We start from the raw sequence: 26,056 nt of genomic DNA on the forward strand, positions 1-26,056 counted from the left end.
TTTTTTACCGTTTAAACATTTATTTACCAGGTATTTATTCAATTAGTTTAAAAACGGGGTTATCGCAATGGCTTCTGCCTCTATTTTTAGATAGATCATAAAATCAGAACCTATGCCCGGTTCGCTTTCCACTACAATTTTACCACCTGCGGCGTTCACTATTTTTTTGGCCAGGTACAGCCCTATGCCGTGCCCCTCTACATCCTGGTTCAGCCTGCCGTACATGTTAAAGATCTTATCAATACCACCCTTGGCGATGCCTTTCCCGTTATCCTTTACCGATAAAATAACCATATCACCTTCTTGCCAGGTGAGTATAGAGATCACCGGGGGTTCTTCGCCCCTGAATTTAATGGCGTTGGAGATGAGATTATAAACAATGCTCCTCAGGTTCTTTTTCGAAAAAAGGATCTGCTTTACGGCCAGGCTGCGGGTAATTACCGCACCCGAGGCGGCTATCTTATTTTCCAGGCTCCACTCAATATTGTTAAGGATCTCGTCGAGGCTTACCATTTCCGTCGCTATCATGTCATTCTCCACCTTGGCAATGGTAGCTATATCCGTTATCAGCTCGCGGAATTTTTTAACCGAGGCATTGATGATATTTAAAAAATCCATCAGCTTGGCATCTGTTAAAGTTATCCTGTTCATGATGTTGATGCTGGTTTCGATATTGCTTAGCGGGGCCAGCAGATCGTGCGAGGCTGCGTGGATAAAGTGGTCCAGGTCGGTATTAATGCGGAGCAGTGTTTTGTTCTTTTTATCAATTTCCAATTCGTTGCGCTTTAACTCGGTAATATCATTAAAGGTGATGATAGCGCCGCTGTTGGTATTATCAGCCAGCAGGTAGGGCATGGTCATGATCTGGTACCATTTGCCGTTGTTGGTTTCAATTTCTTTGGTGATGATAGAGCCATCCTGCAGCACCTGCCTGATATCATCTATAATCGTTTCGAACTTGATGTTGGTAGATATATTGCTCAGCGGCCTGCCGATATCGGTTTCCAGCAGGTTTATCTGCTTGGTTGTGCCGGGCGAAAACCGCATCAGCTGCAGGTCGTTATTGATGAACAGCTGCCCGTTAACATTGCTCCTGAAATAATTATTCAGGTCTTCGTTAATTTCAACCAGTTCTTTGTTTTTTAGTTGATAGTCGGCATTAATGGTATGCAGTTCTTCGTTTACAGATTGCATCTCTTCGTTAGTGCTCTGCATTTCCTCGTTGGCCGATATAAGCTCCTCGTTAAACGATTGCATGTTTTCGTTGGAGGCATCCAGCCTTTCGTAAGATAAACGCAGCTTATCCTTCAGGTCCCGTAATTCAATTTCGAGGTTTTTGGTGTACTGGTTAAGGTATACCGTTTCATCAAATACTTCATCAATTATTGGGGCCACGGTTTTATCTTTGGTAAAGGTTACCATCAGTAAAGCGTGCCCGCCGCTGGCCTCTAAGGGGCTAACAGCCAGGTTTACTTTAATTACATGCCCGCCATGTTTAATTTTAATACCCCGTACCTCATGCCGCTCGTTGTATTTTAGCACATTGGTTACCAGGGTGTTGTATGCCACTGTAAGCGGTTTGGGTAATAACTCCATCAGGTTGGATGTGAAGTGCTTTTGCAGCAGGTATTTGGTGGTATCGCCGTAGGAGGTTACCACATGGTTGCTTTCGTTAACGCATATGGCCAGGTAATCAAAATCGTTGGCGAGGCTGGTATGCATTGCCTCGGCCAATGCCGGGCCGCTGTGCCTTACCAGATCTTCGCTGGCCGAGCGGGATGGTGTGCGTTTGATCTCCAGCAGATCGGGCAACGCAAAGGCATCGAAATTTACACCGCGCTTTTTCTCCAGGTTTTTATAGATCTTCCATTTTTTGTGAATCACCTCCAGATTTTTAAGAATAGGCATGGGGTTTTCGCTGGAGCCTAAAAACAGGTATCCATCCATTTTTAGCCCAAAAAGCAGCATGGTGAAGATCTTTTTTTGCAGTACCGATGTCATATAGATGAGCAGGTTACGGCAGCTGATGAAGTGCATATTGCAGTACGGCGGGTTTTTAACCAGGTCGTGCTGGGCAAATATCACCATCTTACGAATGTTGGGGTTTACGCGAAAGCTTTCCCCCTCGGTAATAAAATATTTCTCCAGCCGCTCCTGCGAAACATCTTTGGCAATGCTTGAATTGTACAGCCCTTTGCCGGCATGCAGCAAAGCAGCGCTGTCAATATCCGTAGCAAATATTTTTACTGCCAGGCCTTCAAACTCATCCTTCAGCAGTTCGGCTATTAGTATGGCAAGGGAGTAAACCTCTTCGCCGGTAGCGCAGCCGGCAACCCATAGCTTTAATTCTTCGCCGGGCGAAAGTTTTTGCAGTATGGCAGGTAATACCTCCTTTTGGATAAACTCAAAAGCTTCCTTATCCCTAAAGAAGGCGGTAACGCTGATGAGGAAATCTTTGGCAAGGGCCTCCACTTCTTCGGGTGTGCTTTTTAAATGATTGAGGTAACTGCGCAGCGACGTAAAATTGGCGTACGATGCCCGGCGCTTTGTTCTGCGCAGTATGGTAGTTTGTTTATAATCAGAAAAATCGAGCGGCGAATTTTCCTTGATCAGGGCAATAATGGCCTTCAGGTTATCTTCATCGTCTTTTTCATCTGCCAGTAGTTCCCCGGCATTTTTTACATAATCTTCTATGGCGGCAGGCATTAGCGCAGGCTCTAAAACAAAATCTACCAGGCCTGTAGCAATAGCGCATGATGGCATACTGCCAAAATCGGTTGTTGCCGGGGTACGTGCCATGGCCATGCCACCGGCTTTTTTAATAGCCCTGATACCATCGGTACCGTCGCTGCCTAAGCCGGATAAGATAATGCCGATAGCTTTTTTACCAAAATCGGCAGCCAGCGATTCGAAAAAGTAATTGATGGTTAAGTGCGGGCCTTTAATATTTTCTTTATCGCTTAAATATAAACTGCCATCGCTGATGGTCATGAACTTATCGTGCGGAATGAGGTACACTTCATTGCACATAACACGCATTCCGTTTTCGGCCTCTTTTACAACAAGCTTACTATGCCGGGCCAGTAGCTCCACCATCCGGCTTTTAAAATCCGGCGATAAATGTTGGATGATAATATAAGAAACACCATCAAGCGGAGTATGATCGAAAAAGGAATTAATTTCATCCATACCACCCGCAGATGCGCCTATGGCAATAATGTGGTGGGGTTCTGCTAAAAGCATACAATAAGAAATTAGTAACGGTTTAAAGAGCAGGAAATGTGACAGGCAAGGATATCGAATATAACGTTAATTTTTTGGAAATCAAAAAGTTATTAATTGATGCTCGTCACATTAGTCAGCCTGTGGCCGGTGTTTTTACCGTAGCACTTTGAGATACAGGCATTCCCCTCTAAACCTGATAGGAGCGGAAGTCCGCATATAGTGAGGCTTACAGCGAATGCTTGTATGTTTCTCAAGAATACTTGATTCATTGTAGATTGATGTTGGAAACTCCGACCAGTGGAGGGCTTTATATCTCTTCCACAATCATTGCCGACCAACGCTGCCGCATTTGGGTAGAAGCCGTGAAGCATAGGAGGCAACTTTCTTTTTTGTGCAACCGGTAATAAGTTTGATTGGCCACCTGGCATAATCAATTCTTGGGTTTACTTTCTGACAAAAATTGCTACCAGCCAAAATTTTCCCGGGCTTAAGCCTTTAGCGATGCTAAAAAAACGGCCACTTCCGAGATTGCAAACTTTGACCAATTTGAAGACGTTGTTAATAAGGAAGATACGTGGTTCATCCTGTGTTCCCAATCTGAGCATTTTTCACATCTTTTTTTCATTTGGCGAAAACCTGGTGCTGGTTTGGTTTTTAAACCGTCTCTTTAATTAACCAAAACGAAAACCAAATGAACCGATTGAAATACGCGATGCTTTTTTGTGTTTTAGTATCCCTTAACACAGCTTGTAAAAAAAACAACGGAGACCTTAATGATAAGGCAAGTCGATTAAATGTACAAGATTCCAGCATCGACTTCCAGCCTAAGCTTGCTGTTATAAACAATGGTTATCAACCCAGGCAGGTGCTAACCATTGCTGGCAAAACTGGCGAATATGGTTACCAGGACGGCAAAGGCACACAGGCTTTATTTGAAAATCCCTGGGGTATCGAGATGACGCAAGAGGGGGATTTGCTGGTTCCCGACCCGTTAAATAACAAAATACGGAAAGTTACGACTGATGGGGTTGTTACTTCTTTGGATTTTCAGAACGCGGCAGATGGGTCGACGCTTAAGGCGCCATACTTTGTAAAACAGGGGAGGAATGGCACATTGGCCATAAAAGCGCTGGAAAACGCCGCAAAGTTTTGGATAGTGCAACCCAACGGGCAAGCAGCGGTAACTACCGTAACCAGGAATGGTTTCTATGGTTCGTTGGCTAAAGACCCGTATAACGATTTCTTTTATACTTTCGGCCTCAATATAGGCGGCAATAATGCGCTAACCGGGTTTATAGAGAAACTTTTACCAACGGGCCAACTGGTGGAACCTTATCTTATACCAGCTTCGGCACTGCCGGGCGAGCCTCAATATAGCCAGGGCACCGTATCAAGCATGTACATTGGGTACAATAAAGTAAAATACCTGGTTATCAACGGCAATCATATATATAAGTTAACGCCATCAGGCGAACTTACGCGGTTATTCACCAATTTTAATTTTGAACCTATTTCAGATATTATCGCCAATAAAGATAGCCGCACGCTTTACGTTGCAGCGGGCGGAAGCATTTACAGTATCTCGAACAATAAGTTAATGCGTTTGGTAGGGCCAAACGCTCCTGATGATGGGCACGATGGTATTGGGGGTGGGGCTAACGTGAGGGCCTTTAACCTGGCTTTATCAAAAGGCGAAAATATCATTTATTTTACCGATGTCCGCCATACGGTAAGGGAACTGATATTGAAGTAAGACGTTCGTGTCAGCGGCTGCTATCCAACCCGACAGTTGTACAGGCGAGGCGGTTGCAGATATACGGCCACTGTACCTGTATTGTGTGCCTTGTATAGCCTATTATTCCGTTTTAAGATAAATTAACTAAGCATGAAAAAGATTGTCCTTTGTTGCGTTGTAGCATTAACATGCTTATACTCCTGTAAAAAAGATCAGGTTCAGGCTATATCGTCAGGCTCGGAAGAAACTAAAATGTCAGATACCTTGAAGCTGGATTTAGTTGACGTTGCATTTTCACAACCGCTTGCGCGCGGTATGTACCGGGTTATTGCAGGCAAAGCGGGCAATAGCGCAGCGGTTGATGGCAATGGTTCGCAGGCGAGGTTTTTATCGCCATCGGGTATTTTTGTAAATACCGACGCATCATTATTGGTGGCAGATTTTCATGGTTACATCAGAAAAATCGTGCACGATAGTGTTGTAACTACAGTACCTTTTCCTGCTGATGGCGGCGGCAATCCTTTTAACGGAGCAACTGATGTTGCGGCAGCAGCGGATGGTACCATAGCCGCGGTAGACGGGCATGAAATATGGCTTGATAACCCACCAACGTCTTATTATGCCGAAAACCCAAGCGAGAACTACGGCGGTATTGACAGGGACCCCTCCGGTAAAACTTTTTGGTATACCGGCAAATCGTCCATATTTGAAACCAGTACCTTAGGCGGGGAGAGCCCTAAAGCCCTAACCGTAGGAGATGCAAAAAACTTTATAGCCATAAGCACCAGTAATAACGGTGTAAAATACTTTGCCACTGTAAATAAGATGTTTAAGTATACCAAGTCGGGTGTGTCGGCACTTATATTCCCCGATTTTTCGTTCACTAACATTACCAGTATTACCAGCAGCCGCGATGGGTTTAAAGTTTACGTAGCAGATGGCGGGAACATCAGGATGATCAGCAATAATTCGCAGTTCCCAAAAGTAATAACAACCATATTAACCGGGCAACAGGTGGTAGGCATAGCCTTATCCAACAGCGAGAAGTATATTTATTTTACTACAGCAAAAAATACTGTTAATAAGTTTGCGTTGTGAGAAATAGGCAGGTACATAGGCGCCAATACTTTTGCTTTCATACGGGCCTAAGTTAAATAGCTTAGACCTGAAATAGGTTAAGCTTTCAGCTTAACAAAATAACAGCTTTATTTTCCCCATCTAACGCCAGGGTAAATACCAACGCAAAGCCGGTAAAGAAATAAAATTGGACTATTGTTTTAAGAGAGATGAGGCTGCCGGGAGGTGGCCTCATTTTTTGTTGAAAATAACATTTCGTACGAAGAATGCTTGCTTCATTTTAGCTCGATTTAAAAACTTCAATCAGTGGGTGGTAAACCACAGCCATCCCATTCAAATCGGAATAAATACTTGAACCTTTAGTTGAATAAGCCACATGATAGTGTGTAAAGCTTTAGAAATCAGTCACATAAAATAACCAATTTCCCTGGCCGATCCACATCGCATTCGCATAAAGGAATGTACAACCTTCTAATAGCAATTGCGTAGAAATGATTGCTAATTATACCACTAAACCTGAATCGATAAATAACAGGAATTTCGCCGTCTGTTAATTTGTTGGTGTCTTTTGATAAAAAGTACGCAAAACACATTCCCGATGATGATTCCATTTCTGAAGAAGAAGCTACGAGATATTACGATAGCCAATAAGCTGTATTTCACGTTGGCATAATGGCTTTGCTGGTAACAATTGAGTTGTGTACCCTTTGGTTTGCAGTGGGTACGCTTTCTTCAGTCAGATCTTTTGTAAATGGCGAGGCTTTATGGTCAAAGGCACAAAAAGATGCCGTTTATAATTTATTTGCTTATTCGCATTCGCACGACGAAAAACACTTCCATGCATTCCGTGAATTTTTAAAGGTGCCGCTTGGTGATAACAAAACCCGCCTGGAACTGCAAAAAACGCATCCCGACTTTGACGTGGCGCGTAAGGGCTTTATCGAAGGACGTAATCACCCCGATAATGTTGACGGTATGATATCCCTCATTGTACGTTTTCATGACATTTCCTATCTTCAAAAGGCTATTGTTGCATGGGGCGACGCGGAGATGAAAATGGAGCAGCTAATTGCGCTTGGCGATAAACTGCACAACATGATAAGATCGGGAAAGGTTTCTCAGCAGGAAATTGATAAGCTGATGGTACAGGCCGAAGAGTTGAATAAAAAAGTAACGATATCTGAAGATGAATTTTCGTACACCCTGGATGAGGGCGCTCGATGGCTCGAAAACATCGTGTTGCGCGTTTTGTTAACCTTGTCGCTCACGATAGGCACAACAAGTATATTGATAACAATTTCGGTGAGCCGGGGCATTGAAAAGGGCGTTAATGCGATAATAAACGCAGCGAAATTGATTGGGCGGGGATTATTGCATACCAGGGTGGAAGTTTATTCGGGAGATGAGATTGGCATGCTTGCCACCTCTTTTAACCAGATGACCGATACTCTTGAACACAGCTTGCATGATATAAACGAACTAAAAGACAAAGAGGATAGACTTAAAATAGAAAAGGAGAAAGCCGAAACATCCGAAAAAACCAAACAGTTGTTTCTGGCTAAGATGAGCCATGAGATCCGTACCCCGATGAACGCGATCCTTGGTTTCGCGAAGCTGCTTGAAGAAACGATAAAAGGCGACGAGGAGCAGGAATACATTCATATAATTATTAAATCGGGTGATGACCTATTGGTTATTTTAAATGACATTTTGGATTTTTCCAGATTGGAGGCAGGTAAAATTGTTTTTGAAAGTATCCCTATCCGGATCAGGGACATCATTTACCTGAATGTGAAAATGATGCAGACCAGGAAAAAAGATATCGAAATTACCTATAGCATAGATGAGGCAATTCCGGAAATAGTACTTGGAGACTCTGTAAGGCTGAACCAGATAATGATAAACCTGATCTCGAACGCTATAAAATTCACCGAAAAAGGAGGTATATATATATCGGTGATTTGTGCCGAAGGCGACGCCGATAGCGTTTTATTGGATTTTAGCGTTAAGGACACTGGCATCGGTATCCCTAAAGAAAAACAGGCTAAAATTTTCGAAAGCTTTGAGCAGGCTACTAATGACACTGCGCGTAAATACGGAGGGGCTGGATTAGGGCTCAGTATTGTAAAGCAACTAATTGAATTACAGAATGGGTTGATTTTTGTAAATAGCGAACCCGGAATCGGTTCTGAATTCCATTTCAGGTTACAATTTTTAAAATTTAAGGCCGAAATACAAACCTCTGTGCCCGTTAAAACCTCAACGATAAACCAAAGTGGACGTGGTATAAAAATTTTAGTGGTAGAAGACAATTTGATAAATCAAAAGCTGGTGATAAAAGTGCTCAAAAATCAGGGGTTTGAAACTGAGGTGGCTGAAAATGGATTAATAGCTTTAAATAAATATGAGCATCAGGATTTCGATATTATCCTGATGGATATACAGATGCCTGAGATGGATGGTTATGAGGCTACCCGAAAAATCCGCGAACTAAGCTCATATAAAAAGAATATACCAATTATAGCTATGACCGCACACATCATTAAAGGAGAATTAGACCATTGTTTAGAAACAGGAATGAACGATTTTGTTTCGAAGCCATTTGATAAAAACGAGTTATACGCCAAAATATTTAAGCACTTAGAAGTTAGGACTCAGTAAACTTCGACCAGTGGGAGATGAGGCTGCCGGGAGGTGATCCCCCGCTGCCGCAAGCGTCCTCGCTTGTGGCCCACTTGCAAGGTAGCCGCTTTGCATATTCGCTAACCTGCTTATCGGGGATTGCTTCGTTCCTCGCAATGACGCGGTGGAGAGGGATGATTTGTTAGCTTCCATCGTCCTGATAGTGTCACTAAAATTCCGCTCCCTAAAACGGACGGACAAAGCAACCCTAAACCCGGGTGTACGGAAAGCCCGCTTCTACCGGCGGCTTGGAGGGAACACGGGGCTATCGGTACCTAAGTAGCAAGCCTTTGCTTTTCAAGTTATTACATGGTGGCTAAACCCCTCCCTGCCTTTGCGCGCTGTGGCAGCCGCACCCCTCCCCAAGGAGGGAAGTGAAAAAAGCAACGCTACACTACCCCCCCCCCATTCACAACTCCCTACTCACCACTCCCCAACCTACTCCACCACCAGCAACCAACCCTTACCCTTAGCTACGGGGATCTCGCCGCCTTCGGTAAAAATATTGGCCTGCTGGAAGTTTTTGATAGGCTGGGCGGTTATTTTGGCTTTTGTGGGATCGATGCCGAGGGCCTTCCAGTCGATGCTGAGTTTGATGCTGGTATCGGAGTCGGCCCAGCTGGCAATGGCTACGAGGGCCTTGTTGGCCTTTTTATACACGGTTGCCAGTACTTTGGGGTTGTTGGTTTTTACAGGGCTGTTGGGCACCCAGTAGCCTATCATTTTGCTGCCTTGCATGCCAAATTGGTCCCAGGCTTGCCAGATGGGGCGCGGGTCGGCGTTGTCGCTCCAGGGCATCCGGTTGGTCATGCCGTATACCATGCCGCGCCATGGGTTGCCGCCGTCCTGCAGCATTTCGCCCATCAGGCCGAAGGGGATGCCCGATACCTCGGTGAGGAAGAAATCGGGGGAGTTCTTTTCGTAATCGAAGTATTCGCCAAACCACAGGCGGTTGAGGTAGGGGAAGTGCTCCATATACAGGTTGGCGCTGTTGTTAAAGCCGTCGCTTTTGTTGTATTGGTTGGCGCTGTGGAGGTCGATAATGCCGGGGTGGCCATCCTGTGTAAGCACGCGTTTAATGCGCTTCATGGTAATCCGGTCGAAAGCCACATCGTCGAGGTAAATGCCGTCGATGCCTACGTTCTGTACCAGCCAGTTCATGCCTTCCACGTAGTAATTATGCCAGCGGCTCATGCCGCTGTTTACGATGGCGGCATCCTTAATTTCGGGCACGTACCATGCGGCAATGTAATCGTCGCCCAGGTGTTCCTGCAGCCAGGAGTAGCCGCCGCCCTTGCCGGGCGAGTAGATCTCGTGACCCAAACTGCGCATGGGGAAGGTTTCGTAGGCACTGTTGCTTAGCTCTCGCACGGTGTTGTAGATCTTAACTTTCAGCCCCAGTTGATGCGCCGAATCGATATAATGCTTCATGGCGTTGTGGGCGATGAAGGGGTAATTGATGGTAGGGTTGATGGGCGTAGCATGGTGGATGTTCACTACGGTAGCGCCGGTGGCTTTGATGCTATCCAGGTTGTTGTACTTGTGGTAAAAGCGCGTGCTCCACTGAAAATCGGAATTGATAGGGTGAAAGGGCGTGATCAGCAGCGTGAAGTTGTAGCACAGCACATCGCCCTTTTTCATACTACGCGGCCCACTGTAATTTTCCGACAGGATGTTGTTCCCCTTTTTAGCGATGAGGATACCGCCCTTGCCGCCGTTACCCCAGCTGTTTGGCAGCAGCAGCGGTTTTTGCAGGTAAAAGTTGGTGTTGAGGGGGCGCACGTAGTTCTCGTCGCGCAGGGAGTATTGCAGGCCGGCGTTCACTTCGCCAATCCAGGCGCCGTCCTGGTTCTTTTTAGCCACGTCCCATTTCCAATTGAGGGTATCGGGGCGCAGGCCGCCTTTTTGGTTCAGCCCCATCAGGTATTTGGCGGCGGCGGTATCAAAGGGGATGTGGAGTTTAATATCGTCGAGGGAGATATCTTGGTTGGCGGTAAACTTTACAGAGTAATTCATGTAGCCGTCGAATTCGATGCTGGCATCGACCTCCATGGTCATAGCTTCGGAGTAATTATAGCTATTCCAGCTTATTTTGCCCGGCGTAACGTAAGGGGCAGCATACCCGCCACCGATTATTTTCGCCCCTAATTTTTCGCCGGTTTTTGAGTCGAACGATTCAACCAAGTAACCGGGTTCAAATGCTATATCTTTGTGCGTTGCGGCATCGGTGATGTGGAAATGGATGCCCTCGCCCAGGATGTTTTTTGGAGTGGAGGACAGGTTAGTCATCTCGGGCGTAAAAAAGGTTTGTATCTGTTTGGGGAAACCGAATTTATCCAGCCTTACTTTGCGGCCAAGCAGGCTGATGGTATTGTCATCCACTTTTAGCGGTATGTAAGGCTTTATTACCTCATTTTGCTGCGCGAGGGTAGAGTTGAGCCAGGTAAGGCGGGTTTGCAGTTCGGGATGGTTTACGCCGCCGTTGAGGGCAGTTTGGTTTTTAACGGTTATGCTTATAGGTATAGTGGTTGTGGGGGCACCCTTGCTATAAACATCAACCTTGCCTGTATACGTGCCTGCTGTAGTTTTTTCCGGTACATCCACCAAACACCACATTGCCTGTATATCGCTTTTGGCTATATCCACCTTTTTTTCTAAAAAACTACCATCATAAGCTGTTCCCCTCGTATTGAGGCAGCTCATATTTCTGCTGTCGATTGTATGCCCCTTAGCATCCTTTAGGTCGTAAAAGAATACCTGTACATTCTTCAAATCTTTAGCCACCGCATAAACGCCCAACTGATAGCTATAATTCTCGCCTTTAGCCGCCGAACCGCTAAACTTCCGCGCAGCGCCTTTTTGGATCCAGCGCTGGGGCAGGTCGTGCGTCATTTTAATGGGATGCTCCCTATCTTCGGCAAAAACCAGGTAGGGCTTTTTGGATTTGCCGAGCGCGGTAACCTCGGCTTTGGTGGCTATCACCTCCATGGGGTAAAAGCTGTTCATGGCGTTTACGGCTTCTAAATAGAGCAGGGTGGCAGGTTTGGCTTTGCTTGTTTTGGCCAGCCATGCTTCCGAGGCTGTGTTTTTCAGCGGAAGGTAGGCCGCCTTGGGGTAATTGCTGCGTGCCGTTACCTTATAGGGCATGTAGTAAACATAGTATTTCCCCGCGCCGGATGTGGGCTCGAAGTAAATGGTACCGCTCTCGCGGGAGATATTTTCAGTCTTTACATTTAGGATGCGCTTACTGGTTTTGGCATCCACTACTATAATTTGCTTGCTCGTCGGGTCGTCGCGTCTGCGCCAGGGTATGACCACTTTGCTTGCCTGACTTGTTGCCGCCACGCTTATCGCCGCGCGGTGGTTACCCAGCGAATCGGGGTCCCAGCTGTTGTTGCCGTTTACATATTTTACATTTTGGGCGATGGCATTGCCGCCAAAAAACCATAATAAACAAAACAGGGCGAGGGCCTTTATTAAACGATGCATAAGCTTGATGTTGAATAGCGTTGACAGCCCAAATTAACAAAAAATTATGGAGAGGCCCGGGCATCCAATAAACGTTGCATAAGGTCGGGCCTGATTGAAAATCCAAATTTTCTACAGAATGTTTGGCTAATTAGCCGTAAAACTACACGCTTTTATGGCCAGGGCAGTATTAGTAACGGATGCCGAGAATTACGTACGAGAACTGCTAAGCGCCCAACTGTCGCCTGATATGTATTTCCACAATCTGCGGCATACCGAACGTGTGGTAAACGCTGCCAAAGAAATAGCCCAAAACTCCGGCCTCGGTAAAAAAGAAACTAATATTGTAGAGATAGCTGCCTGGTTTCACGATACCGGGTACTGCTACGCCTATGCCGGGCACGAGGACAACAGTATTGCCATAGCAGCCACCTTTTTAAAACAGCAGGGTGCCGACGAAAAATTCATCGCCAAGGTCTCCGGTTGCATCCTTGCTACGCAAATACCGCAAAGCCCCCAAAATTTAATGGAAGAGGTGCTTTGCGATGCCGACCTGTCGCACTTCTCACTTACCGACTACCCCGAGCGCGCCGCCCTGCTGCGCATGGAGTGGGCCGCCAGGTTAAAAAAGAACTATACCGACCGCGACTGGTGGCAATCCAACATCAGCCTGCTTACCCGGCATACTTATTTTACCCAATATGGCAAAACCATATTGCAAAAAAATAAGCTCAATAATATCGACGCATTGCTTGCTCAGTTTCCCAAATAAACAATATATAGCCTAAATTATGCGCTCATTTTCATAACTTTATCTGTCGCGTTTCGTACAATGTTTTAGAAGGTCCTTTCCGGATGTTAGACTTTGCCGACCAATTATTAAACCTAAAACTGCTACTTTAAAAATAAATGGGGGTAAAAAATATTCCTTTTTCTCGGGTTGATCTGTCGGCCGTAGTAGCTTTTAAGCAAGCTGTTGCTTATGCCTGTTTATTTGCCCTTGCCTTATTTTTTAAAACAACGGCGGCATACGGGCAATACCAAAACGCCTATAAAACCAGCCTCACCATTAATGATGGCTTATCGCACAGTAATGTGAAGTTTATTTTTAAAGATAAGCAGGGTTACATGTGGTTTGCTACCGACGACGGGCTTGACAGGTACGATGGCTATACCGTAAAAGTATACCGCCGTAACACCACCGATAAAACTTCTCTCAAAAGCAACAACATTACTACCATTGGCGAGGATAGCGCCGGTAACCTGTGGATAGGCACCGGCGGCGGCGTGAGCCTTTATAACCGCGATACCGAATCGTTCAGTAATTTTGGGATGGATAGCAAAAACGACGGCGCCATATCCAGTAACGACGTTAGCGCCATGTATACCGATAGCAAGGGTAATTTTTGGGTGGCTACCACCTCGGGTTTAAACCTGATGGATGCAAAAACGCACCGCTTTAAGCATTTTTTGTACCAGTCGTATATCGATTACACCCCCGAGCATCATATCTACGCTCTTACAGATGGCCCCGCCGGTACATTGTGGCTGGCTACCGATGGCGGGCTGCTTAATTTAAACACGGTAACCGGTAAGTTTACGCAGTATGCGCACCATGATGCTAACAGCAAGAGCCCCGGCAGCAACTATATGCGTGCTATTTATAAAGACAAACAAGGCAATTTATGGCTGGGCACCCAGGATAAGGGGCTCGATTTTTTTAATGTGCAAACCAAAACGTTCAGCCATTACACCAAGCAGTCGGGCAATAAAAATGCCATCGTAAACAATAATGTATTCGCGCTGGCAGGGGCAGGCAATAACAAATTGTGGGTATCTACCGAGGAGGGGTTGGAAAGCCTGGATCAAAACACCGGGGTGTTCGATCATACTTATAATAAGTTTTTAGATAAGGTAAATTCGGTAAACTATGTGCTCGAGAGCGATAATATCCTTTGGGTTGGCACCTTCGGATCGGGCGTTATCAGGTACAATAACAACATCTCCTCGTTCCCGCATTTCTATAGTGAAAAACCGGGGCCGGGGCAGCTATCTAACAACCACATCCTCTGCTTTGCCGATATGGGCAATGAGATATGGGTAGGCACCGATGGCGGCGGGATAAACTACTTTGATAAAGTCACCAAAGATTTTACGCACGACAATTTGGGCATAACCGGCGATAAGGTGCTGGCCATGGTAAAAGATAAGAACCAAAAAATATGGGTGGGCACTTATGGCAGCGGGCTCGATGTGCTGGATAGCAAAACAAAGCGGCTGGCCCACTACGATAAGGGGGATAAGCCCAACCAGGTGAGCAATGTGAACATTTTTGCGCTGATGATGGATAGGCTGGGTGATATTTGGGTAGGGGTGGATGAAGGCGGCGTAAATGTTATACATAACGGTGCTGTGGTAAAACGTTACCGGTACAACATCCGCGATACGGCCAATAGCCTTAGTAATGATGATGTGAGGTCGCTTTATCAAGACAAGGAGGGAAGGATATGGGTAGGCACTTTTAACGGGCTCAACCTTTTTAACCCTGCAACAAACACCTTTAAGCATTATAAATCATTTAATACCGGCCTAACGAATAATACCATATCCAGTATTTTTGAGGATAGTAAAGGCACCCTATGGATTGGCACGCTGGGCGGCGGTTTAAACCGCTTTGATAAAAAGAGCAACAAATTTGTGGCTTACCATTTCCCCAATGATGGCATTTATTCGATGATCGGCTCAATTCAGGAAGACAACCTTGGCTATATTTGGGTGAGCACAACCAACGGGCTTATCCGCTTTAAGCCCGGTACTGCCCAATTCAGGCATTTTACTACGCTCAACGGATTGCAGGCTGCCGCATTCAACACCGGCGCGGGCTTAAAAACAGGTACCGGCAGGTTGTTTTTTGGCGGGTTAAACGGCTTTAATATCATCAACCCGCATCGTTTACCGCTTAATACACATGCGCCTCAGGTAGTCATCAGCGGTTTTCAGCTTTTTAACAAAAACGTTGCTATCGGCCCAAAATCGCCGCTTAAACAGGCCATATCGCAGGCGAAGGAGATCCGGTTGGATTATAAGCAATCGGTATTTACTATTGAGTATACTGCGCTAAATTACACCCTCTCTGATTTTAACCAATACGCCTACCGGCTGGATGGCTTCGAAAACGAATGGAACTACGTTAACGGGCAGCGCGAAGCTACCTACACCAATTTAGACCCCGGCACCTACACCTTTAAAGTAAAGGCCGCCAATAACGACGGATTTTGGAACAATACACCCGCAACTATAAAAATTGTGATAGTAGCGCCTTTTTGGATGCAAACCTGGTTTAAAGTACTGCTCGGCGTTTTATTTATCGCTTCGTTTTATGGGTATTACCGCTTTAGGTTAATGGAGGTAAGCAAAAAGAAGATCATACTGGAGCGACTGGTACAACGGCGCACCGCCGAAATAAAAAAACAGGCGAACGAACTGCAGGACCAATCTGAAGAACTGAGCGCCATTAACGAGGAGCTGAAAGCGCAATCGGAAGAATTGCTGGAGCAGCGCGAGCAGGAACTTAATGCCCGGATGGATGCCGAGCGCGCCAACAAAGCCAAAGGTATTTTCCTGGCTACCATGAGCCACGAGATCCGTACGCCTATGAATGGCGTTATGGGTATGGCATCGCTGCTTTGCGAAACAAAACTGGACCCCGAACAGCGCGAATACGCCGAAACCATCCGCATCAGCGGCGAAAGCCTTATTAATGTAATTAATGATATCCTCGATTTCTCGAAGATCGAATCGGGCGAGATGGTGCTGGACAAGCACGAGTTTGACTTGAAGCAGTGTATTGCCGAGGTGATGAAACTTTTTAGCGGGCAGGCGGCCAAGAGCAATATCCGCTTACAACACACAATAGATAGCGCTATCCCGCAAAAAATAATAAGCGACAGGCTCCGGCTGAAACAGATATTGATAAACCTGGTGGGCAACGCCATTAAATTCACCAAAAAAGGCAATGTGGCCGTAAATGTAAAGCTGCTAAACCTGGAGGATGGCATCCTGAAGCTTGCTTTTGATGTGAAGGATACCGGCGTGGGTATCTCGCCCGATAAATTATCCCGCCTGTTTAAGCCCTTTTCGCAGGGAGATTCTTCCACCACCCGCAAATACGGCGGCACGGGGCTTGGGCTGGTAATTTGCGAGCGGCTTGTTGAACTGCTGGGCGGTTCGATGAATATCGAAAGCGTGCCGGATAAAGGTACCGATGTTTTGTTTAGCATATTATGCGAGGCAGGGCAGGAAGGACCCGCAACACCGGCTACAGCAGCACCCGAGGCTGTTAAGGTTTCGGCGGATTTCGCCGAAAAATTCCCGATGAACATCCTGGTTGCCGAGGATAACCTTATTAACCAGAAAGTGATAGGGCAGTTATTAAAAAAGTTTGGCTACAAGCCGGTTATCGTAAATAATGGCCGCGAGGCGCTGGAGCTTACGCAGGCAGAAAAATTCCATATGGTGCTGATGGACGTGCAAATGCCCGAAATGGACGGCCTGGAAGCCACTGCGCTCATCCGCAAACAAAATAGCCATCAGCCGGTTATCATCGCCATGACCGCCAGCGCCATGCCCGAGGATAAGTTGAACTGCCTGCAGGCGGGGATGAATTACTTTATCTCAAAACCCTTAGGCTTTGCCGAGTTGTTGGTGCATCTGGAAAAAGCCTTTAAAGACAGCGCCGGCCCGGCGGTGGAGCTGTAACCGGCGCCTCAAAAAAATAATTAAAGAATTTCTTGATTTATTAAAATTAATGTGTATCATTGTGCCATGAAAACAAGTGCAATACAATTCCCCATAGAGCGCCCGATGAGTCGGAGGTGATGGTGTACGTATTGTAAAAAATATTACAAGATACTGCAGATCCTCTTAGGCTTACCTAAGGGGATCTTTTGTTTTGTGGCGAAATTTCAGGGTAGTATATCAATTGGCAGATTACTCGGTTTGGAACCGAGAGGCTCCCGGTTCAAGTCCGGGTTACCCTACTTTTTATGATGGAAATGTAGCTCAATTGGTTAGAGCAACACCCTTATACGGTGACGGTTACAGGTTCAAGTCCTGTTATTTCCACAACTGGCCGGTTGCCTGAGTTTGGTAACAGGGGTTCAATATTGATGTATAACAGTCGCGGGTTCGAGTCCCGCACTGGCCGGTTTTATTTTCCTGTGGTGCAAGGGTAGCACACCCGGTTTTGAGCCGGGTGGTTGTGGTTCAAATCCATGCGGGAAAACGTGAGGTGTACCCATTTTTCGGGCGGGCTCTCGGGCTTGCTTTTTATAAAAAACTGCTTTTAGCGGGAGGGGAGGGGTATGGGGTTTTGTAAAGAAAAATCTGTATTAAAATATGGGGCGTGTTAATAGCAGATTCATTTTTGTTAAGTAGGTAGCTTGCTTCTTGGTCGCCAACATAATATAATGTAGTCCGTAATCCGGGCCTACAACGTTTAGCAAAGCATAATCCGGGTATTGCTCCGGAATGATTTCACTGGCTACGTATTGAAGCAGCCTGTGAGCGAAATAACTATTTGCCAGATGGCAGACCACATTGTGTTGCTGTCCATTTAGCATAAATGACACAGTAAACTCCATATCGGTTTCGTAGTCAAAATTTTCAGGCAAGCCATCAACTATATCAGTAAAGGTTAAAATACCATGCGAAATATCATTTAGCGCTTCTAAAAAGGCAAGATGTGGGTTTTGGCCCGGCGTAACGTATTGGTTGACTGCGGCAACAAGTCCTGGAAACGCGACCATCAGGTTTCCCGTGTGCTGATATGTGCTATTAAATAACGAGTTAGTTGTTGTTTCTAATTGTTCTGTATCCAGATGAGCCAATAGCCCACATTGGTTGAAATGATAAATAGCGTACTCGATATGTGTATACGATAAAGGCAGGTTATAAGATAAAAGTAAATGCGCCGGCTTGCTATGCAGATATTTCTGTTGCGCGTTTGTGAAGTCAAAAATTTGGTATTGTTCCCTGCTTAGCGGGCATATAACGTGCTTGTTTCGGTGAGCAGGAAATAATTCATGATTTAGTGTACTGGTAAAGCTTGCAAAACGGTAGTCGCAATTATAATCGGCCAACAGTTTATTTACAAGAACTAATATGTTTTCCAAAATAAAGGATGCGACATGTTTAACGCTAATTTCATTTACGGGGAACGTGTAGCTATGCTGGTGTTTTCGAGCGCCCGTATCGACGGTTATCGTTGTTTTTCTTTCGTAATTGTCGGCTTCCCCAGGATAGTTTTTTTCAAGTATTGTAACGCCCAGTATCTTGAAAGCCCCATAGCAGCGCTTATTAATTATGTTTTTGAGTTTTGTAAGAAGCTTTTTTGGTTGTTTTTGATATAGAGCCATATCAATAGCGTCACTACGATGAACGTAGTCAAAAAAATCGAAGTATGTTTCAACTTTGCCGGCTTGGATGTCTTGTTGCAATTGGTCATGTTTCACGTACCCGATCATGTCATCGTGCCCAAGGGGATTTTTACCCTTTAATTGCTTCATAAAGTCCAACTGATTATCGAGGGTAAAGTCGCGGTAGAAAGCGTCTATCTGCAAGGCCATATACATTGCACCCAGGTATGTATGTTTGTTTCCCGGTAATTTAAAAGGGTTTAATTTTTTATAAACCTGTTTTGTTATCACCCCATGTTTAAGTATGATATCAAGGAGGGTCTCGTACGTGCTGGGATCTTCTTTTGTTTTTAGACTATCATAATCAATGGATAGGTTCATACTATAAACAAAGCCGCCTTCGGTAGGGCGTGTAAAAACCTTGCTTTCAAAAAAATAGTGAAGCGCTCGTAACAGATTATCATTTTCCTGAAGTTTTGTGGTTAAGTAAACCTGATCTTCGGGGCTAACTATTCATGCGTTAATAAGGTCGGTTGCTAAGGTCATTATGAGGCTATAAATCTTAAAGTTAGCCAAAATAACTCAATGGTTAACTATTCAAGGAAGGATACACATTTAAATTATATTCTCAATAAAAAGCAAAAGAGCGACAAGCAGTGTATGCATGTAAGGATTCGAACCTTCCCGTTTTACACGGGTTCAACCGGCGAAGTATCACACACTTACGGCATCTTTTGTTAAAGGGCTAAAAGCAACCGGTGAGGTTTTTTTTCTGAACTACTACGTGAAATTAATCACTGGCTGAATTTGAACCAGCGTCCTTCCCTTCCGGGATGTTCTAACCGATGTATCACTGGTTTACGGCACCTTTAATTCTTCTAATTCCGTCCCGGCAACAATGCCGGGAGCTACAGGGCAAAAAACAATAAGTACTTGTATGCCCGGGGGAGATCTCATCCCCGCGGGCGCCTAACGAAGTATTACTTATTTACGGCACCATATCGCTCCCGGCGCAGCCAAAAAGCCTCCGAAATCAAATAGCAAAAGAGAGCAACATTCGATCTGCGTTTTTTGTGTTTGCGTGACTGGCGAAGTAACGCGGCGCTACGGCATCTCTTTATATTTTTTAGGGCTATGCCTCTATTTTTAATAATTTATAAAAAGGGTAAAAAACAATAAGTGTTGTTACGGCCTTGCGGCGTCCCATGCTCTACCAAATCTGAGCTACTGCGGGATGTGCTCACCGCAGACCGGATTCGAACCGGCCACCCCGGGGTTAAATCGAAGTATCACTTATTTACGACACCTTTTTATGTCTTTAATTTCTTTTTAAAAGAAGGGCAAAAATCAATGAGCGCACAATTCTGTGCTCTATCCAGTTGAGCTACCCTTTTGCAAGGGGCCGGATTCGAACCGGCAACCGCAGCGTCCCAAGCGAAGTAACGCTCATTTACGGCACCTTCTTTATTATTTTAAGCCCCCTAACCCCCTGAAGGGGGAATATATTTAAGGGTATGCAATACCAGGCTTTTCAAAAGCTCCCCCTTCAGGGGGCTGGGGGGCAAGAAGGGTTACAAGCAATAAGTGCCTTTTTTGCTCTGTGTTCTAACCATCTAAACTACCCTTACGGGGCCGGACTCGAACCGGCGTTCCAGTTTGGAATCGCGAAGTAACACTCGTTTACGACACCTTCTTTATTTTTTTATAAGGAGCAACAGGCGAACGCGGGAATGGGGACTGTCAAGCGAGGACTCGAACCTCCATCACAGCTTGCGCCACAATGCCCTCCCCTAAATGGCGACGAAGTAACCCGTTTCTACGGCATCCTTATGTTTTAAATTTCTTTTTAAAAGTATGGGGCGTTAGCAACCCCATACTTTGTTTTTATATTTCTGTTTGGTTTATTACATCCAGCGCGGTTTCGCCGTTTTCTAATGCTGCTAACACATCAAAAACCTTATCGCTCCAGCCGGCTATCAAATAAACATCCTTTTGCGGTACACGCAGCGGCGATTGACCGTAACCCGCCAAATCGAACAGGTACAGCTTTGCACCCGGTGCCACTTGTGCCTTATACTGGCCCCACAGGGTTTGTATGTTGGCCAGGCTGTTTGCATTGCTGTTCCACAGCTGGCAGTCGGTAAATAGCATCACCTTGTCTTTCTGTACGCGGTTACGCAGCAGGTCGTTTATTACCAGGTAGCCGTTGGTGCTATAACCCACCTCACCTTCGCGCTGGTAAAATGCCTGCACGTTGGCCAGCACATTGCTGCGCGGTACGGTGATGGTTTTCCAGGTATCGCCAAACATACCCACCTGCACGTTTTTACAACGCGATTGCAGCAGCATGGCCAACATCAAACCTATATCGAACAACAACACCTTAGAGCGTGCCGAAACCGGTTTCTGCATCGAACCCGATACATCGCAGGCCAGCAGCACGCTGGTATCGGCACCAAAGCCTTTTATGTTTACTGCGCTCGCCGCTACGGCTTTTTCCAGGGCATCCAGCAGTTCGCCGGTGTAACCCTTGTTGCCGCTTAGCAGGTAGCTTATTTTATTGCCCAGTGCCTTCACCGGCGATGCATTATCTGTTGCCAGCAACTCACGGTATGCCGCCAGGTAACGGAACGGAAACTGCTTTGCCTTTGCCACTTTATCGGCATCTGCCAATGTAGCGCAAACCTGCTCAAACGATGCGTAGCTTACGCCCGCTTCCATTATATTGCGCAGGTTACGCAGCAGCGCCATGTAACCCAGCTTGCCGCTAAAGATCAGTTCTTCCCACTTGTTGCGGAAAGCCGCTGCCTTTGCTTCCTGGCTATCGTAATTCAGCTGACCGAGGGCAGATAACTCCGTTTCCCAGGTGTAGGGCGTTTGCAGGGTACCGGCAACTATTTTGTTGAACAGTTCCTGCTGCGCGGTATCCTTTGCCTTAGGGTGAACCAAAAACAAAGCATCCTTTAACTTAATAGCGCCATCGCGGTTGTACTTGGCAAACTGGTACTCGTCGAAGCTGTTGAACGCTGCCGACAAACCTTTTTGCAATTGCTTGCTCAGGCGGTTCAGCTTTTTAGTGCCGGTACGCTGGTTCATCATTTCGTAGCAAGCCAATAGCTCGGTTATTTCGTCGGCACGGTTTACCACGCCGGCGGTAACACGTGCTACCAGGTCATCACCACTGTGCAGGTTAGCCAGTTCGGTAACCAGCACCAACGGTACCGATCGCATGTACATCTTCTGCCTTGCATAAACCGCCAGCTTACCCACAAACTCGGGCTTGCATTGGTTCATCAGCTGGCGCAGTCGGGTTAAACGCTCATCGTTCTTTTCGTAGAACGAATCGTTCAGGCTCCAGGTAACCACGGCCGCGTAAAGCTCCATTTCGGGGCTTAGCACGTACGCCGCTGCGCCTGCATGGTTTGTTACCTGTTTTGTTAGCCTGTTTATTAAGTTAAATTTCATTGTGGGAACCTCCCTTCTTTTGTTTTTGTGATACAAAGGTTGATACCCACTGCGCAGTGTATTTGCGCAGTAGAAATTTATTTTAATTTTTTTGAAAATAGTTTAGTTTATTGGTTCATTAGTTTCACTTGTTCATTAGTTTATTGGTGGGGATAATGTAGTGAGACAACGTTTTTAGAGCCTCTCTTAGGTTAATGTGTCGTGGTAAATAACTACCTGTTTGTAGCAAATCTGAAAATTCTTCACCGCTTCACCGAAATTTTGGCATTTGGCAGATTTTGGCATTTGGCTTGATAAGGCAGTGACGAATAAAAATGAAATGTTATGCTTTTAAATAAACGACCACCTCTTTCCTATCTATTCAATAAGATCAAGCTCGAACTCATCTACGTAGCAACCATTACCCTCATTGTATACTTTTTAACAACCAGGTTTGAGCACCTGCTTCCCGAAATGCCGCTTACCATACCCACATTTATTGGTACGGCTATTTCAGTTATCCTGTCGTTTAAACTCTCGCAATCGTACGATCGCTGGTGGGAAGCCCGTAAGATCTGGGGCGGCATTGTAAACGACTCGCGTAACTTTGTTTTGCAGCTGCAATCGTTTTTGGGGGCAGGGAATGAACAAACCATCAAACAAATGGCTTTACGGCAAATTGCCTGGTGCTATTGCCTGGGTCGCAGCCTGAGAGGGCTGGAGCCCGTTGACAGCATCGGTAAATATTTAAGCCACGCAGACCTGAGGTCGCTTGAAGGGCATACCAATAAACCGTTAGGCATTTTGCAACAAAACACTGCCGACCTGCGCCAACTGCGTGAAGAAGGCCAACTGGATGTTTTCAGCCATGTGCAATTAAACAACACCATGGTAAACTTTACCAATTGGATGGGTATGGCCGAACGTATTAAAAGCACGGTGTTCCCGGTTACTTACAGGCTGTTTCTGCACACGATCATCTATGTGTTTATTATAGCGCTTTCTATATCATTGCGTAACGTGGCCGGTTATTTCGAGATCCCGTTGTTGCTTATTATCGCATCATTCTTCTTCCTGCTGGAGCGCACTGCTACGCATCTGCAAGATCCGTTTAGCAACAAACCAACCGATACGGCCATGACGGCTATCGCCACCACTATAGAGATCAATATTAAACAATTGCTGAAGGAGACAGATGTACCAAACCCGCATCCGGCTAACGAGTTTTATTTGATGTAAACAACCTTAATTAAGATGAGAAACTGGCTTGGCCTTAAAACCTAAATCCTACGGTGATGTAGCTTAAATACCCATCAGAGCTTTTACCCAGAACGGCCTGCAGCAGGAAGGCGTTGTAAGGGGTGAGGAAGATGCCGCCGCCGTAGGTATCATGTATGGTATTGGAGTTTTCGCCTTTGAGCCACACGCGCCCGGCATCGTTAAAGGCTACCAGGCCGAACGATGAGGCTAATACATAGGCATTGAAATTGAATAGTTTGGCGCGCAGCTCCAGGTTATTATAGGCCACCGTGTGCCCTATAAAACGGCTGGTGTGAAAGCCCTGCAAGGTTAGCCCGCCCAGGTTCATCATCTGGAAGAACTCGCCATTGCCCACAATATGCCCGGCGCCGGTGCGGTTGGCCAGCACAATGGTAGAGTCTTTTATCGGAACAAAAAAGCTAAAGGTAGATAGGATGGAAGCGCTGCTATGCCCGCCCACGTTGAGCCCGGTAAGGCCGTTTACCGTGGTGCGCCATGTTACGCCTTTGCTGGGGAAGGTTTGGTTGTTACGCGTATCGTAAACAGCCCCGCCAATAACGCCCTCGTACAGTTTGGCGTTGAAGAGGCGTTCTTCGGGGTGTTCCTGGTCGTACTGTTTAAAAAAGTGATCGGAGTTATGCGCGCGCGATGCGGTATAGAACTCGGTGATAAGACCGCCGCTTAGCTGCCATTTATCAAATTTATGCGCCAGGCGAACGTCGGCAACCGCATAATCGTAGCGGTTGCGGTAGTAGTAAAATTCCTGGTGGTCGTCATATTCGCCCACGTTGCCCAGGCCGAAGAAGTTGTTGGTGTTGCGCGGGCCGCGTTCGGTAACGTTTACCAGCAGATCTGTTTTGCCCCAAACGCTTTTAAAAATGCCGCTATAGGCCACAATGAACGATTTCTTACTGAGCGTATAGTTCACCTTCAGTTGCTGTGTGTTGCGGTAAGGATCCTTACGGAAACTGTATTGCGTAAGCCCAAGGCCGCCTACCAGTTGCAGGCCATCCTCGGTACTGTAACCAATGCCCACAATGGGCGTGTAGGTGGTGTACTTGTTTTCGGGGCGTTTGTAAGCGTTTATGGCGGTATCGTTAGATAATTTAAGGTGCGCTTCGCTGGATGTTGGCAGGCTGTTGCCCGGGCCGCGCAGATCGTAAACGTAAAGGTTTCTGCGGTTGTTCAGCGCGGTATCTATATGGTAAGTGTCGGTATCGGTGCCGCCTATCATGCGCACCTTAATGGGCGTTGGGTTACTGCCGGTAACGTCAAAACTGTTTTTACCGCCTAACCCATACAGGCGCACATCCCTGGTAACCTTATCTTTAAATGTGCGCTGGTAAATAACCTTGCCAGTGCTGCCATCCTTTTTTATCTTGTTAATGGTGACTTCTACATCGCCATCCTTTTGGGTGTTAATGGTAAAATGCTCGTCCTTGTCCGATGCGGGTACATCCACTATCTGCGCCAAAAAACGGTAGTACTTCATGGCGTATTTTTTAATACCGTCGCGCCGTTTAAAAAATGTTTTAAGGATGCGCGGGCCCGATACTGCATACACATTGGCCGGCATCAGCTTTACGGCGCGGGTAACCAGGCTATCGGTAAGCGTTTTTTGCACGTAGGCTATCTCGTCCTCCCAGTCCTTCTGATTCAGCTGGTTCAAAAAATACAGGTCGAAGCTAACGGTGTTATAGTTCCACAGGTCCACCCGGCGGATATGATCGGTATAGGGTTGCAGGTTGGGTTTGGCCAGGGCCATTACAGTAAAGATGGCGCCACCGGTGGTGTAAAAAACCTTGTCGCGGTCGCCGGGGGTGGGCTCGTAAATGTTTTTGGCAGAGTCGTTGCCCCTGGTCCATTTCCACTGGCCGCCGTGGCGGTCCCAATCGCCCATGATCATATCCAGGATCCGTGCGCGGAGGATGAGTTTCTGGTCGGCTTTTTTATCGTTATCCTCTTCCAGTTTCTCCTGTACTTTTTCGGTTTTATAATCTTTGCTGCCATCTGCAGGGCCATGTTCTTCAAACATGTAAATATGGTTGGCAAACTCGTTGCGGTATTTGCCTAATTGCGGGTCATCGCCCAGGTAAACCATGCGCGGGTTGCTATGGTTAATGCCCAGCGCCTGCGCCATAGGCGGTACCGCCAGTGCCGACCATGGGTGGCCGATGGAGCCGGCATCCAGCATAATATCCTCTACCAGGGTGTTCTTGTAGATCTTTGGCTGATCGCGCGAGGTGGTTTTGTTGGCCGACCGCAGCACCCATTTGCGGCCCGATGAATCCTCCAGTTGTAACGAAGTAGTTTGGTTGCCGCCGCCAGTACCGGTGATTTTTAAGCCGCCTTTTTCTTTATCGAGGTGGAACACCGGCATCTTTACCTGCTGCGCCCAAACCTTGCGGTAATTGGTACCCAGGAAGAACCGCGTTACTTTGCCGGCTTTATCAAATTTGGGGTTAATGGCGATGGTGATACTATCCGGCAGGGCTACCTGCTGCGAAAAGGCAAGATGCGTTAATAACAAAAACAGGGCGCTTACAAATAGCCGTTTATAAGTCATAGGTAATACGGGGGCGTTTAGGAACTAAAGGCAGGCTACATAATATACGCTATGCGCGTTTGTTATGTAACCTTGGTAAAGGTACAATTTTGTTACGGGAAGGTAAAGGGAGTATTAAGTCTGGAGTATTAAGTCAAAAGTTCGGAGTATCGCATAAAAAAAGCCCCAAAACATTTTAACAGA

The 26,056-nt window shown here is 46.2% G+C and carries 11 protein-coding genes and 3 tRNA genes; 9 read left to right on the plus strand and 5 right to left on the minus strand.

What is annotated here, in order from left to right; genetic code table 11:
• Positions 1–42: 42 nt before the first annotated feature.
• Positions 43–3,243, minus strand: a complete 3,201-nt coding sequence (locus IDJ77_RS14925; protein WP_191189771.1) for a chemotaxis protein CheB — start codon at positions 3,241–3,243, stop codon at positions 43–45.
• Between the two features lie 673 nt (positions 3,244–3,916).
• Here IDJ77_RS14925 and IDJ77_RS14930 point away from each other — a divergent pair.
• From IDJ77_RS14930 to IDJ77_RS14940, 3 genes are all read left to right on the plus strand, one after another.
• A complete protein-coding gene (locus tag IDJ77_RS14930) occupies positions 3,917–4,978 on the plus strand; it encodes a hypothetical protein (protein ID WP_191189772.1) in 1,062 nt (353 codons plus the stop codon).
• 132 nt (positions 4,979–5,110) lie between these two features.
• Complete coding sequence (locus IDJ77_RS14935) at positions 5,111–6,058, plus strand: NHL repeat-containing protein (RefSeq protein ID WP_191189773.1); 948 nt, start codon at positions 5,111–5,113, stop codon at positions 6,056–6,058.
• Positions 6,059–6,709: 651 nt separating this feature from the next.
• Positions 6,710–8,698 carry a response regulator gene (locus tag IDJ77_RS14940; RefSeq protein ID WP_191189774.1) on the plus strand — a complete coding sequence of 663 codons (1,989 nt, stop codon included), beginning with the start codon at positions 6,710–6,712 and terminating at the stop codon, positions 8,696–8,698.
• A gap of 459 nt (positions 8,699–9,157) precedes the next feature.
• On the opposite strand, the gene IDJ77_RS14945 is transcribed toward IDJ77_RS14940, so the two are convergent.
• Positions 9,158–12,208, minus strand: a complete 3,051-nt coding sequence (locus tag IDJ77_RS14945; protein ID WP_224751112.1) for a glycoside hydrolase domain-containing protein — start codon at positions 12,206–12,208, stop codon at positions 9,158–9,160.
• A gap of 154 nt (positions 12,209–12,362) precedes the next feature.
• Here IDJ77_RS14945 and IDJ77_RS14950 point away from each other — a divergent pair, with 154 nt between their 5' ends.
• From IDJ77_RS14950 to IDJ77_RS14970, 5 genes are all read left to right on the plus strand, one after another.
• Positions 12,363–12,959, plus strand: coding sequence for an HD domain-containing protein (locus tag IDJ77_RS14950; RefSeq protein ID WP_191189775.1), 597 nt, complete (start codon positions 12,363–12,365; stop codon positions 12,957–12,959).
• Between the two features lie 137 nt (positions 12,960–13,096).
• Positions 13,097–16,945: a hybrid sensor histidine kinase/response regulator gene (locus IDJ77_RS14955; RefSeq protein ID WP_191189776.1), complete on the plus strand. Its 3,849-nt coding sequence runs from the start codon at positions 13,097–13,099 to the stop codon at positions 16,943–16,945.
• Positions 16,946–17,153: 208 nt separating this feature from the next.
• Positions 17,154–17,226, plus strand: a tRNA-Pro gene (locus IDJ77_RS14960).
• Between the two features lie 11 nt (positions 17,227–17,237).
• A tRNA-Ile gene (locus tag IDJ77_RS14965) sits at positions 17,238–17,311 on the plus strand.
• Between the two features lie 5 nt (positions 17,312–17,316).
• Positions 17,317–17,393 (plus strand) — tRNA-Asn (locus IDJ77_RS14970).
• Between the two features lie 184 nt (positions 17,394–17,577).
• On the opposite strand, the gene IDJ77_RS14975 is transcribed toward IDJ77_RS14970, so the two are convergent.
• Entirely contained in the window at positions 17,578–18,984 is a 1,407-nt protein-coding gene (locus IDJ77_RS14975) for a hypothetical protein (RefSeq protein WP_191189777.1), read from the minus strand.
• A gap of 1,503 nt (positions 18,985–20,487) precedes the next feature.
• The gene (locus IDJ77_RS14980; protein ID WP_191189778.1) at positions 20,488–22,068 is read right to left on the minus strand and encodes a TROVE domain-containing protein; all 1,581 of its coding nucleotides are present in this window, start codon (positions 22,066–22,068) and stop codon (positions 20,488–20,490) included.
• A gap of 324 nt (positions 22,069–22,392) precedes the next feature.
• On the opposite strand from IDJ77_RS14980, the gene IDJ77_RS14985 reads away from it, so the two are divergent.
• On the plus strand, positions 22,393–23,286 hold the full coding sequence (locus tag IDJ77_RS14985) for a bestrophin family protein (protein WP_191189779.1): 894 nt from the start codon (positions 22,393–22,395) through the stop codon (positions 23,284–23,286).
• Positions 23,287–23,320: 34 nt separating this feature from the next.
• Here the strand turns inward: IDJ77_RS14985 and IDJ77_RS14990 are convergent, their stop codons facing one another.
• Positions 23,321–25,873 (minus strand): BamA/TamA family outer membrane protein, encoded by a 2,553-nt coding sequence (locus IDJ77_RS14990; protein ID WP_191189780.1) that lies wholly within the window; start codon positions 25,871–25,873, stop codon positions 23,321–23,323.
• Positions 25,874–26,056: the final 183 nt, after the last annotated feature.

Origin of the sequence: Mucilaginibacter pankratovii, assembly GCF_014773265.1 — a bacterium.
Lineage (GTDB): Bacteria > Bacteroidota > Bacteroidia > Sphingobacteriales > Sphingobacteriaceae > Mucilaginibacter > Mucilaginibacter pankratovii.

What these genes read in the sequence shown, in the direction of transcription:
- IDJ77_RS14925 (WP_191189771.1), bottom strand. Translation starts at nt 3,243, where the DNA reads ATGCTTTTAGCAGAACCCCACCACATTATTGCCATAGGCGCATCTGCG.
- IDJ77_RS14930 (WP_191189772.1), top strand. Translation starts at nt 3,917, where the DNA reads ATGAACCGATTGAAATACGCGATGCTTTTTTGTGTTTTAGTATCCCTT.
- IDJ77_RS14935 (WP_191189773.1), top strand. Translation starts at nt 5,111, where the DNA reads ATGAAAAAGATTGTCCTTTGTTGCGTTGTAGCATTAACATGCTTATAC.
- IDJ77_RS14940 (WP_191189774.1), top strand. Translation starts at nt 6,710, where the DNA reads ATGGCTTTGCTGGTAACAATTGAGTTGTGTACCCTTTGGTTTGCAGTG.
- IDJ77_RS14945 (WP_224751112.1), bottom strand. Translation starts at nt 12,208, where the DNA reads ATGCATCGTTTAATAAAGGCCCTCGCCCTGTTTTGTTTATTATGGTTT.
- IDJ77_RS14950 (WP_191189775.1), top strand. Translation starts at nt 12,363, where the DNA reads ATGGCCAGGGCAGTATTAGTAACGGATGCCGAGAATTACGTACGAGAA.
- IDJ77_RS14955 (WP_191189776.1), top strand. Translation starts at nt 13,097, where the DNA reads ATGGGGGTAAAAAATATTCCTTTTTCTCGGGTTGATCTGTCGGCCGTA.
- IDJ77_RS14975 (WP_191189777.1), bottom strand. Translation starts at nt 18,984, where the DNA reads ATGAACCTATCCATTGATTATGATAGTCTAAAAACAAAAGAAGATCCC.
- IDJ77_RS14980 (WP_191189778.1), bottom strand. Translation starts at nt 22,068, where the DNA reads ATGAAATTTAACTTAATAAACAGGCTAACAAAACAGGTAACAAACCAT.
- IDJ77_RS14985 (WP_191189779.1), top strand. Translation starts at nt 22,393, where the DNA reads ATGCTTTTAAATAAACGACCACCTCTTTCCTATCTATTCAATAAGATC.
- IDJ77_RS14990 (WP_191189780.1), bottom strand. Translation starts at nt 25,873, where the DNA reads ATGACTTATAAACGGCTATTTGTAAGCGCCCTGTTTTTGTTATTAACG.